The organism is Paraburkholderia phytofirmans (assembly GCF_046028095.1).
GTDB classification, from domain to species: Bacteria; Pseudomonadota; Gammaproteobacteria; order Burkholderiales; family Burkholderiaceae; genus Paraburkholderia; species Paraburkholderia phytofirmans_A.
In genome coordinates this window covers 136694-152884 of the sequence record NZ_JAQQDJ010000004.1, presented here as the reverse complement: position 1 = coordinate 152884, position 16191 = coordinate 136694, and the positions used below count along the sequence as shown (strand labels likewise).

11 protein-coding genes are annotated in these 16191 nt (G+C 61.7%); 9 read left to right on the top strand and 2 right to left on the bottom strand.

The features are described from left to right. The first annotated feature begins 156 nt into the window (after window positions 1–156). Entirely contained in the window at window positions 157–408 is a 252-nt protein-coding gene (locus PQR54_RS13315) for a hypothetical protein (protein WP_408246305.1), read from the top strand. A gap of 946 nt (window positions 409–1354) precedes the next feature. Here the strand turns inward: PQR54_RS13315 and PQR54_RS13310 are convergent. Next, the gene (locus PQR54_RS13310; protein ID WP_408246303.1) at window positions 1355–2602 is read right to left on the bottom strand and encodes an ATP-binding protein; all 1248 of its coding nucleotides are present in this window, start codon (window positions 2600–2602) and stop codon (window positions 1355–1357) included. Further along, the gene (locus tag PQR54_RS13305) at window positions 2586–3326 is read right to left on the bottom strand and encodes a response regulator (protein WP_106299655.1); all 741 of its coding nucleotides are present in this window, start codon (window positions 3324–3326) and stop codon (window positions 2586–2588) included. The genes PQR54_RS13310 and PQR54_RS13305 overlap by 17 nt, the downstream gene beginning before the upstream one ends. A 349-nt stretch (window positions 3327–3675) precedes the next feature. Between PQR54_RS13305 and PQR54_RS13300 the strand changes: the two genes are divergently transcribed. The 8 genes from PQR54_RS13300 to PQR54_RS13265 all read left to right on the top strand — a co-directional run bounded on the left by PQR54_RS13300 (window position 3676) and on the right by PQR54_RS13265 (window position 15549). Continuing rightward, on the top strand, window positions 3676–4914 hold the full coding sequence (locus PQR54_RS13300) for an efflux RND transporter periplasmic adaptor subunit (protein ID WP_408246300.1): 1239 nt from the start codon (window positions 3676–3678) through the stop codon (window positions 4912–4914). Window positions 4915–4926: 12 nt separating this feature from the next. Next, window positions 4927–8124: an efflux RND transporter permease subunit gene (locus tag PQR54_RS13295; RefSeq protein ID WP_408246298.1), complete on the top strand. Its 3198-nt coding sequence runs from the start codon at window positions 4927–4929 to the stop codon at window positions 8122–8124. Continuing rightward, window positions 8121–9554 carry an efflux transporter outer membrane subunit gene (locus PQR54_RS13290; RefSeq protein WP_408246296.1) on the top strand — a complete coding sequence of 478 codons (1434 nt, stop codon included), beginning with the start codon at window positions 8121–8123 and terminating at the stop codon, window positions 9552–9554. Before PQR54_RS13295 ends, PQR54_RS13290 begins: the two co-directional genes overlap by 4 nt. An 890-nt stretch (window positions 9555–10444) precedes the next feature. Then, window positions 10445–12835, top strand: coding sequence for a HAMP domain-containing protein (locus PQR54_RS13285; RefSeq protein WP_408246294.1), 2391 nt, complete (start codon window positions 10445–10447; stop codon window positions 12833–12835). Window positions 12836–12880: 45 nt separating this feature from the next. Continuing rightward, a complete protein-coding gene (locus PQR54_RS13280; protein ID WP_408246292.1) occupies window positions 12881–13615 on the top strand; it encodes a methyl-accepting chemotaxis protein in 735 nt (244 codons plus the stop codon). Then, the gene (locus PQR54_RS13275; protein WP_408246290.1) at window positions 13612–14154 is read left to right on the top strand and encodes a hypothetical protein; all 543 of its coding nucleotides are present in this window, start codon (window positions 13612–13614) and stop codon (window positions 14152–14154) included. The genes PQR54_RS13280 and PQR54_RS13275 overlap by 4 nt, the downstream gene beginning before the upstream one ends. Window positions 14155–14191: 37 nt before the next feature. Further along, window positions 14192–15163, top strand: a complete 972-nt coding sequence (locus tag PQR54_RS13270; protein ID WP_408246288.1) for a chemotaxis protein CheX — start codon at window positions 14192–14194, stop codon at window positions 15161–15163. Window positions 15164–15183: 20 nt separating this feature from the next. After that, on the top strand, window positions 15184–15549 hold the full coding sequence (locus PQR54_RS13265; protein ID WP_408246286.1) for a response regulator: 366 nt from the start codon (window positions 15184–15186) through the stop codon (window positions 15547–15549). The last annotated feature ends 642 nt before the right edge of the window (window positions 15550–16191 follow it).

The following is a 16191-nucleotide window of genomic DNA, read 5'->3' as shown; positions in this document are numbered from 1 at the left end:
CCATGGCGCTTTCCGGGCATCCCGGCACTTAAAAAGGCCGACTACGAATGGTCTGCGGATGGCCGAAAACAGGGAGTCGCCTGCGGTGATAGCATCCCGACGAGCAAGTCGTGACAACGACGAAGTGTGAATCCGGTCTGCGAGTGGAGATCCGCAATGTCATCACGTATCGACAAGTCTTCGCTGGTGTTCGACAGCATCGAAAACGATGAGCACAACCGGTGCGTGGATCTGTTCCTGCGTTCAGACAACACGTACGGATTCGAAGAGTTTCGCCGCGATGCTGAAGACGGCGGAGCCTGGACGCCGGTCCAATACTATTCGGGTGCTGTGTTTGCTTCGAAGGAAGAAGCACTCGACGCCGCAGTCAGAGCAGTCGTCTGGCTTGCCGATAGGGTCGCTCGTTGAGGTGAGCCGTTCCAGGATGGTGAGGAATTCCAGGAGATAGCGCCGCACCGGTGAATGGTGAGGAATTCCAGGAGACGGCACCACCACGATCAAAGGTGAGGAATTCCAGGAGATCACTTCATCACGTTCAACGGTGAAGCTTTCCAGGAGACAGACAGCTCAAAACTTGCTGAGAGGTGAGCAGTCCCAGGAGCGGGAGCCGCACCTTGATCAAAAACAAAAGACGTCAAGGTGAGCTGTTCCAGGAGATAACCCGGCAAAGGTGAGCGATTCCAGGAGGTGAGTCATCGCGGTGCTGAATTCGCACCGAAGATAAGGTGAGGATTTCCAGGGAGTTCAATTCATAGCGCCAACGGTGAAGCATCAAGCGCCCAAGCACCTCACCTCGAAGGGCATCGGTGCAGTGCCGATGCCGCCCATCTGCTTACATCCTCTTCCATATACAAACAAAGCGTGAACGCATCGGCTCGCCCGCGCAACGCTGCAAAAAGCCACGTCGTCCGCGCCATCGGGCGACACACGCGCTCACGCGTTTCGCGGCAAGCGCCATTCACCACCGAGCTTGTAACGGCTTCGTAAAACATGATCTTTCGCGGGTTGATAAGTTGCGCATGACACACAACGTCGCCACTCCAAACACGGACGACGACGTGGCGTGACCATAGACTCATCGAAGGGAGAAAGCATGAAGAAGTTATTGGCAATCGCGACGCTGGTCGCTTTGAGCGCAACCTTGAGCGGATGCTGGTGGGGACCGCCTCCGGGTTGGGGCGACGGCGGTCCGGGTCACGGAGGCCCCAGTGGCGGCGGCCCCGGTGGGGGCGATGGGCCTCATGGCGCGATCGTCGTACCCGGCAACGTCGCTCGAGCCTGATCGATACACGCCGCGCGTGAGTTCACGCGCGGCCATCGTGCGAACAGCTTATCTACGCAATGACACGAGCAACTACCCCGGAAACGTCATCGACACCACGAACCCTCCGTCGGCCGCATTATCCGCATGAAAAGCGCCGCTGTTATAGCGCACCAGACGCCGAACGATCGCGAGGCCCAAGCCACAATGCGCATCGCCGCTGCGTGCTTCGTCGAGTCGCACGAAGGGTTGCAGCGCGCGGTCGAGCTGACCGCCGGGAATGCCGCCGCCGTGATCGCGCACCTCGAGCGTAAAGCGGCCGTTATGCCGTGACGTCGAGATTTCCACCGGCGGTTCGCCATAGGTGAGTGCGTTCTCGATCAGATTCGTCAGAATCCGGTCAAGGTCGACGAGCGGCAACTCGAAGCCGTCGCCGGCGTGCAGATTCAGACGCACGAGCGCATCGTCGGCGAGACTGTCGCCGTAATGCCGGCGGCAATGCGCGTCGACATTGGTGCGCGGCGAGGAGTCCGCGGTCTCGCGCGCAAAATCCAGAAACTGCGTGACGATCCGCGATAACGACTCCGCATCGCGCAAGAAGCCGCGACGGTTCGCTTCGTCGGGCAGAAGATCCGCGCGCACCTGCATGCGCGTGATCGGCGCGCGCAGATCGTGCGCCACGCCAGCGAGCATCACCGCGCGTTCCTGGTCGGCCTGCGCGAGCTCATGCACCATCTGATTGAAGTCGCCGATCAATTCCTTCAACTCGCGCGGACCGCTCGCCTCGACGACCGGCGCGCGATGGCCGATGCGGAATTCGCGCGCCGCAAGCGCGAGCCGATGCAATGGCCGCTGCAGATGCCAGGCGCCAGCCAACGCGATGATCACGGCGAGCACCAGCATGGTTGCCGATGCGCCGAGAAAGCGCCGTGCCGGCAGCATCGAATTCTGCAGTTTGAGCCAGTCCGAGTAGCCCGCGTAGTGCACCCACACCGTGCCGTCATCGGCGTCGGCCACTACCTGGCTACCGAGCGGCAACTTCGCGCGCAGATCCCGTTCGAACGGGCCCGACGTGTTCTCACATGGCGCGGGACAGCCTGCCGCGATCACATCGCCCGCCTTGACATGCGACACGCCGAGTATCGCCGAAACGCGCGACGCGGCCAGTGCGCCGTCGTGTTCGGCCTGGACCGCCAGAAGCAGCGCCTGCCGCGCATGACTCGTATCGATCTGCCCGCGCTCACGGTCCACGAGCAGCAGGGCGGTGATGTGCACCAGCACGATCAGGCTCACCGTCATCAACGAGAGCCGGCCAAACAGCGTGTTAAAGGGATTGGTCATCGTCGCTGCCGCCAGGCACGAACATGTAGCCGGTGCCGCGTATGGTCTGAATCAGGCGCGGATTGGCCGGATCCTCTTCGAGCAGACGGCGCAGGCGCCACACCGGCACGTCGATACCGCGTTCGGTCACTTCTGAATACGGGCCGTGCAGCAGATCGACGAGCTTCGAGCGCGACAGTGTTTCCATGGGATGCAGGGCGAGCACTTCAAGCAACGCATATTCGCTGCCGGTCAGCTTGAGCGGCTCGTCGTCGCGAAACAGCGTACGGCTCGCGAAATCGAGCCGAAAGCGGCCGAAGCGCAGCGCCTCGCGCTTCTCGACCGGCGTTGCCGCGGCAGGCGCCGGTTGCGCATGCCGGCGCAGCACGGCATGAATGCGTGCGAGCAATTCCTGCGGCATGAACGGTTTGCCGAGATAGTCGTCGGCGCCGAGTTCGAGACCGACCACGCGATCCACGCCGTCGGCGCGCGCGGTCAGCATGATCACGGGAATCGTGTCGCCGTTGGCGCGCAATTGCTTGAGGGCGCTGAGTCCGTCGATGCCCGGCATCATCAGATCGAGCACGATGATGGACGGCCGCTCGCGTTCGAGCCGGCGGGCCAGATGATTGGCGTCGTGCAGCACGGACATCTCGATACCGCGTTGCTGGAAGAAGGTTCGGAGCAGGTCGCGAAGGTCGGCGTCGTCGTCGACCAGTAAAACCTGGATGGGCGTGTCTGACATGGCTGGGCCCTGATCGATGAGGACATTGGACTGACGGCGTTTCCGCGCGCCTGTCGCTCGTCGAAATATATCGAATCGCGCGGCGCCGGCGGTTTCGGGTTCTTAACCGTGCTTACAGTTTATTACGGCAGCGTCGCCAGTTCGAGTGGCTTGCGCGAACTGGCGCGTCGCCGCACCTTGTTACTCCTCGCTGCGTTACACGTCGTAATCCCTGTCTAAGCCACCGTAAGACGCTGCTCTCTATGCTGGGCCCCATCTTGCCGCCGGCGCGGCGCTGCGTGGGCTCTTCGCGAGCGAACGGCGCATGCCGACGGCCCTTGGTCGAATCCAGTCGAAGGATGCTCACAGCATGCCCACTCTCTCCATCGCGGTCGAACCGTCGCGGCGCGCGCCGGCGTTCACGCTTCTTGCCGCGGCCGTTGCCGCTGCCACATTCATGTTATCGGGTTGCGGCGAACAGGCGTCTCACGGGCCGATGCAGTCGGTTCCCGAAGTCAGCGTAGAAACGATCACGCCTCATACCGTCGTGTCGAGCACTGAATTGTCCGGGCGGCTCTCGGCGATTCGCGTCGCGGAAGTCAGGCCGCAGGTTGAAGGCATCGTCAGAAAGCGCCTGTTCACCGAGGGCTCGCAAGTCGCGGCCGGCGCCGTGCTGTATCAGATCGACGCGTCCAGTTATCAAGCCGCCTACGACCAGGCGGTCGGCACGCTGGCCAAAGCAGTGGCGACGGCCAGCGCCGCGCAGACCAAGGCCGCGCGCTACGCCGAGCTTTCGAAGATCCAGGGCGTGAGTCGCCAGGACTACGACGACGCCGTCGCCGCATTGGACGAAGCAAAAGCCGACGTGGTCGCCGATCGCGCCGCGTTGAAGACCGCGGCGATCAACCTCGGCTACACGAAAGTCGTGGCGCCGATTGCAGGCCGCATCGGCAAATCGAGCGTGACCGAAGGCGCGCTCGTGACCGCCGAACAGACCACCGCGCTCGCAACTGTGCAAGCAACCGCGGAAATGTATCTCGACGTCACGCGCTCTTCCGCCGACTGGCTGCGCTTGCAGAAGGAATTCGCGAGCGGGCAATTGCAGCAGTCGGGAACGGACGGCGCCGTCGTTCATCTGGTGATGGAAGACGGCAGCACTTATGCGCAACCCGGCAAGCTGCTGTTCTCCGATATCACCGTCGACGCCACCACCGGTTCGGTGACCTTGCGCTGCGTATTTCCGAATCCGGACGGCGTGTTGCTGCCCGGCATGTTCGTGCGCGCGCGACTCGAAGAAGGCGTGAATCAGCAGGCGATCACGGTGCCGCAACTCGCGGTTTCGCGTGCATCGGACGGCTCGGCCAGCGTGCTCACCGTCGGCGCCGACAACAAGGTCGCGCAAACCGCCGTGACCGCCGACACCGCATCAGGCAGCGACTGGCTCGTCACGAGCGGCCTCAAGGCGGGCGATCGCGTGATCGTCGCGGGCTCGCAGAAGGCGCGCGCAGGCGCGCTCGTCAAGCCGGTCGAAAGTCCAGGTATTGCGGACGCATCGGGCAAATCGGGTACGCCCGCCACCGCGGACAACACGTCGGCAGCACATAGTTAAAGCGAGATTCTCATGGCAGGATTTTTTATCAACCGACCGATTCTCGCGTGGGTCATCGCCATTGTCATCATGATGATTGGCGGCGCTTCCATCGGGACGCTTCCGGTCGAACAGTATCCGAGCGTGGCGCCGGTCTCCGTGCAGATCACCGCGACGTATCCCGGCGCTTCGGCGGAAACGATCGCGACGACCGTCACGCAGGTGATCGAGCAGAAGCTGAGCGGCATCGACCATCTGCTCTACATGTCGTCCACCAGCAGTTCGTCTGGACAAGCGCGTATCACGCTGACATTTCAGCAGGGCACCAACGCGGACATCGCTCAGGTGCAGGTGCAGAACAAGGTCGAGCAGGCCAGCTCGTCGCTGCCGGAGACGGTTCAGGAGCAAGGCGTGCAGGTCGCGAAAGCGGCCAACGCGTTCCTGATGATCGTGTCCTTGTCGTCGACGGACGGCAGCATGAATTCCATCGATCTCGGCAATATCATCGCGACGCAAATCGAGGACCCGCTCACGCAGATCGACGGCGTGGGCGACGTCACGCTGTTCGGCGCGCAACACGCCATGCGCATCTGGCTCGACCCGGTGAAGTTGCAGGCAGTCGGACTGACCACCGCCGACGTGACCACCGCGATCACGAATCAGAACGTGCAACTCTCGGTGGGCCAGATTGGCGGCTTGCCGTCCACGAAAACGCAGGCCATCAACGCGACGGTTTCCGCGTCGAGCCTGCTCACTACGCCCGCGCAGTTCGGCGCGATTCTGTTGCGTGTGAATAGCGACGGCTCGAAGGTCATGCTCAAGGACGTCGCGCGCGTCGAGGTGGGCGGCGACGATTACAGCACGGACTCGCGCCTGAACGGCAAGCCGGCCGCATCGCTCGCGGTCAAGCTCGCGAGCGGCGCGAATGCCATGAGCGTGGCGAAGGCCGTGCGCGCGAAGCTCGACGAAATGAGCGCTCAGTTGCCGCGCAACGTGGTGGTCGACTATCCGTACGACACCACGCCGTTCGTGAAGATCTCGATCGAAGAAGTCGTGAAGACACTGGTCGAAGCGGTGATGCTGGTGTTCGTCGTGATGTACGTGTTCTTGCAGAACCTGCGCGCGACGCTGATTCCGACCATTGTCGTGCCGGTCGCTTTGCTCGGCACGTTCGCGGTGATGTCGGCGGTGGGCTTTTCGATCAACGTGCTGTCGATGTTCGGGCTCGTACTGGCGATCGGCCTGCTGGTGGACGACGCCATCGTGGTCGTCGAAAACGTTGAACGATTGATCGCCGAAGAAGGACTGTCGCCCGTCGATGCCACGCGCAAGGCGATGAAGCAGATCACCGGCGCGCTGGTCGGCATTACGACGGTGCTGATCGCCGTGTTCATTCCGATGGCGTTCTTCTCGGGCTCGACCGGCGCGATCTACCGGCAGTTCTCCGTGACGATCGTCGCGGCGATGCTTCTCTCGGTGTTCCTCGCGCTGACACTCACGCCGGCGCTGTGCGCGACCTTGCTGCGGCGCGCCGACGTCGAGCATCACGCGAAGCGTGGAGTGTTCGGCTGGTTCAACCGCGTGCTTGCGCGCGGCACCGATCGCTACGACTCGGCGGTTTCGCGCGTGATCGGCAATACGATGCGCTACATGGTGATCTACGTATTGATCGCGGGCGTCGTGGCGTTGCTCTTCATGAAACTGCCGTCGTCGTACCTGCCGGACGAGGATCAGGGGATCATCATCACGTCGATTTCCACGCCCGTCGGCACGCCGGCCGCGCAGACGCTGGAGACCGTGAAAAAGGTCGAAGCTTATTATCTCGGGCTTCCGCAGGTCGACAAGATCATCGCGCTGACGGGCTTCAGCTTCAACGGCTCCGGACAGAACAACGCGTTGACCTTCGTCCAGCTCAAGGACTGGAGCACCCGGCGCGGTAAAGACGGCTCGGCGGCGGCGCTGATCCAGCACGCCAACATGCACTTCGCGGCCACGCGCGACGCGCAGATTTTCGCGCTCAATCCGCCGGCCATTCAGGAACTCGGCACGCAGAGCGGCCTCGACTTCGAACTGGAAGATCGCGCGGGCCAGGGTCACGACAAGCTGATGGCCGCGCGCCAGCAACTGCTCGCGCTCGCAGCCAAAGACAGCGCGCTGTCCGGCATGCGCCCCGGCGGTCTCGACGACACGCCGCAGTTCCATGTCGACATCGACCGTGAGAAGGCGAGCGCGCTCGGGCTTTCCATTGCCGATGTGAACGACACATTGCAGACCGCGTTCGGCTCGTCGTATGTGAACAACTATGTCGACACGGGGCGGATTCAAAAGGTCTATGTGCAAGCCGACGCACCGTACCGGATGATGCCGTCGGACATCGGCCGATGGTATGTGCGGTCGAGCACCGCTTCGACGAGCACAAGTACAAGTACGGCCACCACGACGAGCAGTACGAGCAGCACGACTACCAGCGGCTACGACGGCGAGATGGTGCCCTTCTCCGCCTTCGCCACCGGCAAATGGACCTTTGGGCCGCCGCAGATCGAGCGCTTCAACCGCACGCTGGCGATGGAAATCACCGCGCAAACCGGCGCGAACACCAGCACGGGCCAGGCAATGGACGCCGTCGACGCACTCGTCAAGAAACTGCCCGCGGGCTACGGCATCGACTGGACCGGACAGTCGTACCAGGAGCGCATCGCCGGCTCTCAGGCGATCTATCTGTATGCGATCTCGTTGATCGTCGTGTTCCTCTGTCTCGCCGGGCTGTACGAAAGCTGGTCCATTCCGATCGCGGTGATTCTGGTGGTGCCGCTCGGCGTGCTCGGCGCGGTGCTGGGCGCGCATATCCGCGGGCTCTCCGACGACATTTACTTCAAGGTCGGCCTGCTCGCGACCATTGGTCTGTCCACCAAGAACGCGATCCTGATTGTCGAATTCGCCAAGGATCTGCAAGCGCAGGGCCGTGGACTGATCGAGGCCACCGTCGAAGCCGCCAGGCTGCGGCTGCGGCCGATTCTGATGACGTCGCTCGCGTTCATATTCGGCGTCATGCCGCTCGTGATCAGCAGCGGCGCCGGTTCGGCGAGCCGTCATGCGATCGGCACCGGTGTGATGGGCGGCATGATCGCCGCGACGTTCCTCGCGATTTTCTTCGTGCCGGTGTTCTTCGTCGTCGTGCGACGCCTGTTCGGCGAACACGGCGACCCCAAGCAACAGGAAGGTGTTGAATGATGAGACTCAAACTCGGTGCCGGTGCAGTGGCGTTTGCGCTCGCCGTGCTCGCGGGCTGCACGCTCGATCCGCACTATGAACGCCCGGCGGCGCCGGTGGCGGTGGCGTATCCGCAAGGCGATGCGTACGAAAGCACGAGCACGGCCGCGGCTGCAAACAGCGCGAGCGCTACGGCCGCCACATCGCCGCTTGCCGTGGATACTGCATGGCGTAATTTCTTCCGCGACGAACGCCTGCAACGATTGATCGAAATCGCGCTCGCGAACAACCGCGACTTGCGCGTGGCCGCGTTGAACGTCGCCGAATACGAAGCGCAATACCGCATCACGCGCGCGGCGCTCGCGCCGTCGATCAGCGCGAGCGGCAGCCTGACTCGTGAGCGGACCCAAGGCGTGACGAGTAGTGCCAGCGACCTCAACGTCGGCACGACGTCGTGGGAAATCGATTTCTTTGGGCGTTTGCGCAGCCTCAAGCGTCAGGCGCTGGAAAACTATCTCGCAACGGATGCATCGCGGCAGAGCACGCAGATCAGTCTGATCGCGACGGTGGCGACCGACTATCTGACCTTGCTGTCCGATGAACGCCTGTTGCAGTTGACCGAAGACACAGTCAAGGCGGATCAGTCGACCTACGACGTGACGAAGCGCGTCCAGGAGTTGGGCAATTCTTCTCTGCTCGAGGTGCAACAGGCCGAGAACTCGTTGGCGAGCGCGAAGGCGAGTCTTGCGTCTTACCGTCGCGCCGTTGCGCAGGATCGCAACAATTTGGTCGCTGTGCTTGGCGCGCCGATTCCCGATGACCTGCCGCCCGCCCGCTCATTCGACGACGAGTCGATGTTCGCCGACATCGGTGCGGGCGTGCCGTCGCTGCTGCTCACCCGTCGTCCTGACATCGTACAGGCGGAGCACGCGTTGAAAGCGGCGAATGCGAATATCGGCGCCGCGCGCGCCGCGTTCTTTCCGAAGATCGAACTGACCGCGACGGCCGGCACGTCGAGTTCGACGCTCTCGAGTCTGTTCAAGGCCGGCACCGGTGCGTGGGCATTTGCGCCGAGCGTATCGGTGCCGATCTTCGATTACGGCAGCAACAAGGCGTCGCTCGATGTCGCGAAGATCGAGAAGCAGATCGAGGTCGCCGACTATGAGAGCACGATCCAGACGGCGTTCAAGGAGGTTTCGAATGCGCTGACGGCGCGCGCCACTTATGTCGATCAGGTGCAGGCGGATCGCGAATACGTGGCGTCCTCGCAGCGGTACTACACGTTGGCCGAAGCGCGTTACAAAGCGGGCACGGATAGCTTTCTCACGTTCCTCGATGCGCAGCGCACGCTCTACACCGCGCAACAGCAACTCGCGACGGATACGCTGTCGCGGCAAGCGAATCTCGTGACTTTGTACAAGGTGTTGGGTGGAGGTTGGGAGCAGGGCTGAAAGCGTACAGGTGAGGAGATTCGGGAGCTGGCGAGGTGAGAATATCGCTACCTGTGTGCGCACTTTAGGTACAAAGGTGAGGGAATTCGGGGGTTGAGCTCCGGGATCATTGAACGGTTTTTTTCGTGACATTGACGCTCATTTCCCAGGAAATTGCGATCCGGTTAACGTCTAGCCCACGCTTCCATTCAATGGACGTCCAACCCTGCTGGAGAGCACCATGCGCGCGAAGCACGAGCACGACGTCAGCCGGCGCGGCGAAGTTCGCGTCGAGCACTTTCCGCGATGACGCCCAACGCCTTCGTCAAGGACATCAAGGCGTGCGACCTCATTTCGCCGCTCACCTTGCGCGAGGCGTCGAAGCATCTTCCGCCGATTCGCTGACGCGTGCTTCGGCCGACTGACGTTCGCCCGAACGCGGTTCAATCGCCGCCGTACGAAAGCGCAACCGCAACCGCGCTTTGTCTTCCGGACTGTCCGCAACGAAATACATCTTCGCCCACGATCCATCCGGCGCCAGGACCAATCGCTCGTGCGTGCCGCCTCCGGGCCAATCGAAAGCCAGCAGGACAAGTGTCGGGCAAACATAGCTGCGGGCGCTGACATTCATCGTTTGGCTCGATCACGTCGAATGGAGCCTTAGCCTGGTCGCGCGGTTCGTTGAAATGTTGACGAGCCGCAAAAACAAAAGAGCATTAAATAACGGCGCTTTCTCCAGAAACTTTAGCAATTAATTTAGAGCGTTGAATGCGCTTTAAAAAAGTCTTCAGTCATCGCTTAGTAACATGCCTGCGCAATACTCCGCAGCGCTGCAAGTCAGACCAAATTTTGCATAAAACGCGCTGCTCCCAACGAGGGCTGACGCGAAGGCCAGACCCCGGGGGGTTCACATGACTATTCGTCATCGCATCACGCTATTGGTTGTTTTGATGTTCGTCGCCTTATCGGCGATCGGCGGCTACGCCGTCTACCAGACACGCGGCAGCGCCGCCGAGGTGCGCAAGGTAACGGAAGGCGTCGTGCCCAGCGCGCTCGCTTCCGCCGACCTCGTGTCGCAAGTCAAGGATGTGCAACTCGCCACGATGACGCTGGTCTACGCGCCCGACGCCAACATGGTCGCCCAGGCGCAGGACGAACTGAAGAAGAAGCGCGCCTCGCTGCAACAGGCGCTCGCCTTGCAGGCGAAAGATGCCGCGAGCCACGCCCAGAAGGGTCTCGTTTCGCAGGCCAACGACAGCCTCGAGAACTATTTCTCCGCGATTGCCGAGACGGCCAAAATGAAGGCCGACGGCAAGAACGAACTCGCGCAGGCCTATTTGTTCGCCAATGTCGCGCAGTATCGCGACGAACTCGAAGGGATCGTCGAGACTTTGCGCGTCGAGAAGAACCGCGAGAAAGACGAGGCGATCAGCACGCTGAACACCACGCTCTCGACTACGACCACGGCAATCGCCGTCGTTACGGGCATCGCGATCATTCTGCTGACATCTATCGGCTCGCTGCTCTATCGTCAGATCACGCGCCCGCTCAGCCGCATGCAAGCCATGATGAGCGAGATCGCTTCGAGCCAGGACTTCACGCGGCGCGTGCCGGTGGGGCGGCTCGACGAGATCGGCCATTCGATCGTCGCCTTTAACGGCATGATCGAGAAGATTCAGGAAAGCTCGGCGCAACTCAAGCAGAAAACCGCCGACATTCAGGCGATGTTGCAGAACATGCAGCAAGGCATCCTGACGGTGATCGACGGCGCCGTGATCCACGCCGAGTACTCGGCGTATCTGGAAGACATCTTCGAAACGAATGATATCGCCGGGCGCGGTTTGATGGATCTGGTGTTCGCTGATACCGATCTCGGTTCGGACGCGCTCTCACAAGTCGATGCCGCTACGCATGCGTGTCTCGGCGAAGACTGCATCAACTTCGCGTTCAATCAGCATCTGCTGGTCGGCGAAATTTCGAAACGCATGCCCGATGGCCGCGTGAAAATTCTCGACCTGAGCTGGTCGGCGATTACCGATGAAAACGACGTGATCGGGCGCCTGATGCTGTGCGTACGCGACGTCACCGAATTGCGCAAGCTCGCCGCGGAAGCCAGCGAACAGCGTCGCCGCCTCGACATGATCGGCGAGATTCTCGCGGTCAGCGAGGAGAAGTTTCACCACTTCATAGAAAGTTCGGCGGGCTTTATCAGTGAGAACGAGCGGATCATCCGCAAGCATTCGGAGGCCGATCACGCGGCGATTGCCGAGCTGTTCCGCAACATGCACACCATCAAGGGCAATGCGCGGACTTACAACCTTCAGCATTTGACCAACGTCGTGCACGAAACCGAGCAGAGCTATCACGAGCTGCGCCAACCGGACGCGGATCGTTCGTGGGATCAGGAGCATCTGATGAGCGAACTGACGCGCGTGCGCGAAGCTATCGAGAGCTACGCGAAGATCAACGAACAGAGCCTTGGCCGCAAGAACAAGAATCAGACGAACGACGCCGCCAACTCCGCTCACTATGTGATGGTCGCGAAGGAACATATCCAGCACACCCTGAGCATGCTGGACCAGACCAACGCCGGCGAACTGCATGAACTCCAGTCGATGCGCGATGCGCTGCGCCGCACGCTGCGCGCACTGGCCAGCGAAAGCGTGCGCGACGCGCTCTCCGGCGTGCTGGACTCGCTGCCGTCGCTCGCGAGCGAGTTGGGCAAGCCCGCGCCCAACGTGCGTATCGACGACAACGGTTACCGTCTGCGTGGCGAGGCGGGCGGCACGCTGAACAACGTGTTCATGCATTTGCTGCGCAATTCGATGGATCACGGAATCGAAACCGCCGAGGCGCGCAGCGCCCACGGCAAGGCGCCGGCCGGCACGATCGATATCGATGTCGGCGTGGACAACGGCGCGCTGCAGATCACACTCAGCGACGACGGCCGCGGCCTCGCGCTCGAACGCATTCGCGGCATCGCCTTGGAGCGCGGTTGGATCGGCCAGGATGACACGCTGAGCGACGAAGCCATCGCCGATTTCATTTTCCGGCCGGGCTTTTCGACCGCGGAAACGGTCACGGAATTGTCGGGCCGTGGAGTCGGCATGGACGCCGTGCGCGATTTCCTCAAGCGCGCAGACGGCAGCATCGAACTGCGCTTCACCGACGATCGCAAAGGCGCAGCGTTCCGTCAGTTCCAGACGATCGTCTGCCTGCCGGATAACGTCGCCGTCGATACGCTCGGCGTGGAAGCGCGTGGCGAAGCCGGCGCACTGCAACTCGACGCGATGGCGGACTGAGCGCCGCATCGGCGTACGTCGCGACGGAATTCGAAGGGAACGGTTGTGATTCAACAGTATGTATTGGCGGCGGCAGCAGGCAGCGCGGTGACCGCGCTGCTGGCATTTGCCGCGCACAGGCTGCATAGCGCGAAGCTGACGGCACGGCTGCGCGCCGAAGCGCACGCCAGCATCTCCAGGTTTGAAGCTGAGCGGGCCGATCACGGCGCAGCCATCCGCGAGCGAGAGCAGGCAGAGCAGGAACTGCGCGCTTTGACTACGCAATTGCGTGAGGAACTCGCGCGGCAGCAAAGCAGCGCCGACGAACTGCGCGCCGCACTGAAAGCGGCCGCCGAAGACAAGGACCATCTGGCGCATCACGCACGTCAGATCGCCGGTGAAGCCGAGCGTCTGAAGAGTCTCGGCGCAACGTTCGAGCGCTGGCACGAACAGATGATCTCGCTGATGACGCAAAACCACGACATGCACGCGAAGAACCAGGAGCTGTCGTCGATCGTGCGGCACGTGGTGATCGTGTCGCTGAACGCGTCGATCGAAGCCGCCCGCGCGGGGCCGGCCGGACGCGGCTTCGCGGTGGTGGCGAGTGAAGTCCGCGCGCTCGCCGCGCGTTCCGAAGAGTTGTCGAAGAGCTATCGCGACAGCCTGCATCGCAACGACCTGACCACGACATCCACGTTTCAGGACATTCAGGCGGGCGGCAAGATGATCGCGGCGTCGCTCGCCAGCGTCGAATCACTGGCCCACCAGTTTCATTCGAAGCTGCACGAGGTGGCGGTGTGATCTCGGCCCACGCCAAAGACAGCTTCGAGCGCATTTTCCGCAAGGCGGCACAGGCGCGCTTGCCGTTGGATTCGGGCGATCTGTGTGAGATCGCGCCAATAGCTGACGCCAGTGTCGGCGTATCAAAAGACACGCAAGTGGTCGTGCTGACCATTTCGTCGATCGTGTTCAGACTGCTGCTGATCCTCCATTTCGACGAAGACGACAGCACGCGCAACTACTACCTGAAAGACTCCACAGAAGAACGCAATTTCCAGGAAGCCCTTCTGGAAATCTGCAATCTGTGTTGCGGGGCGATGAATCAGGAGTTGCTGCGCTATTTCCCCGACCTCGGCATGTCGACGCCTTATGTGCTGAACGCGCGTTGCCTGCCGCATCTGCATGAACTGAAGCCGGCGTTGCTGTCGTCGTATTCGATCGCGCTCGACGGCAGCGTGCGGCTTGCCGCGACGGTGTGCGTGTGCGCAGATGCGCCGCTCGACTTCGTTGCCGATACCAGTGCTGTCGAAGAAACCAGCGGCGAACTGGAGTTGTTCTGACCGTGAAATGGATAGCCGTTGTGAGCAGGAACGCGACATGAACATGAACAAGCCGGTCAGCAAAGTGCTGGTGCTGGACGACTGCCCGTCGCACAAAGAAGCGCTCAAGCGTTTTTGCGACGAGAACAATCTGGTCGGCGTGAAAGTCGGCAAGAACCGCCTGCAATCGGTGCTGCGCTCGAACATCGATCTGGGTGCGGTGCTGTTTGCCGAAAGTTACGGCGGCTCGCCGGAAGCGAGCGCCGAGATCGCGATCAGGATCAACGCGGTGCGCCCCGAGTTGCCGATCATCATGCGCCGCGATATCGATCCCGGCATGGACGGCTTGCCGGAGAGTCTGCGACGCGTGGTCTGCGCCGCGTACGTCGCGCACGATATGGCGCCGCTGCGCCAGGTGATCGACGACTACATCTTCAGTCTGGATTATCCGAACGCACTGGTGCGCGGCATCGCCGACATGACGCAGGCGATTCTCGGCGATGTGTTCAAGGATCTGACCATTACGTGCGACACGCCGTATATCGTGCGCGACCGCATCATCTTCGGCGAAGTGTTCAGCCTGATTCCGCTGGAAAGCGCATGGTGCCGCGGCTACATGATGATGCAGGCCGAAGAGACGCCGATCCTCGAACTGCTCGATCGTTATCAGATGATCGGCAGCGCGCGGCGCGGCGAAGCGGATTTCCGCGATCTGAACAGCGTGCTCGGCGAAGTGACGAATCTGATCTGGGGTTCCTTCAAGAACCGCTATGTCGGCGACGCGGACGCCTGGGCGCGCAGCCAGGTGCAGGTGCCGCTGCTGGTAAATCACAAGCATAAGTACATCTCGTTCGGCAGCGGCAATCCGCAACTGTGCTTCACGTATTGGTTGAAGGACCCGCAGTCGAACCGTGCGGTCAAGTTGCATCAACGTTTTGTGTTCAGCCTGAGCTGGTCGCCGGACGACTTCAAGGAAATCGCGGACGACGTCGGCGCAATGGTCGAGGCAGGCGAACTGGATCTGTTCTAAGTGTTGTCATAGGAAAAAACATGTCGAAAATTCTGGTGGTGGATGATTCGAGCACGGTGCGCGACGAAGTGGCCGGCTTTCTGAAGAAGAACGGTCTGGACGTCGACACGGCCGTGGACGGCAAGGACGGCCTCGCCAAGCTGAAGGCCAGCCCCGGCATCAAGCTGGTGATCAGCGACGTCAACATGCCGAACATGGACGGTCTGACGATGGTCGAGAAGATTCGCGGCGAGCTCTCGAACAAGACCGTCAACGTCATCATGCTGACGACCGAGAGCAGCCCGGCGATGAAGGAGCGCGGCAAGGCGGCCGGCGTGAAAGGCTGGATCGTCAAGCCGTTCAAGGGCGACGCGGTGCTGGAAACGTTCCGCAAACTGGCGAGCTGAATGCCTCTTTCGCTTCAAGCCAGCGCAAAGGTGAGGGTTTTCGGGAGCCTCGCGTCGAGATGGTGTTTAAGCCTGGTTCGCGGTCACCGCAGCTGCCGAAACACGTGAAAAACGCCAATTAACCGGCCGGCGCAGCGATGGAGGCGATGCTTCCGGAGGCCTCTGCTTGCTCAAAGGTGAGAATATTCGGGACCTTCTGCGCATTCATGCGACTGCTCGCCGAAGTGCCTCGTTTATCGCGGCATGCGCGGACCATGCCGCTTTCTCCGCGCTTCGCGCGTCAGCTTCACAACGGTGAGTGGTGAAATTGGTCCGCACTCACCAGGCGCGCGCAATGCGCAACACGATGGTGTCGCAACGGCCGGCACCAGTCGATCATACCGCGCATCTCTTGCATCAATCTCGCGTCTCTATCACGTGCCAAAGGCCAGTACGCGCACGGCTGCTTACCTGGGTATGCAAATTACCCCACCGGTTTTAAAGGTGAGGGTTTGCGGGAGCGGCCTGTTTTGAGGTAGTCAAACCACGCCCAGCATGCCTTTGCGGCCTGCCCCCAAGCTCGAAAGGTGAGGGTTTTCGGGAGCAATCCGACGCGCACCTCGCCTCCAACCCCAAGCGCTCCGTGTCAAAGGTGAGGTTTTT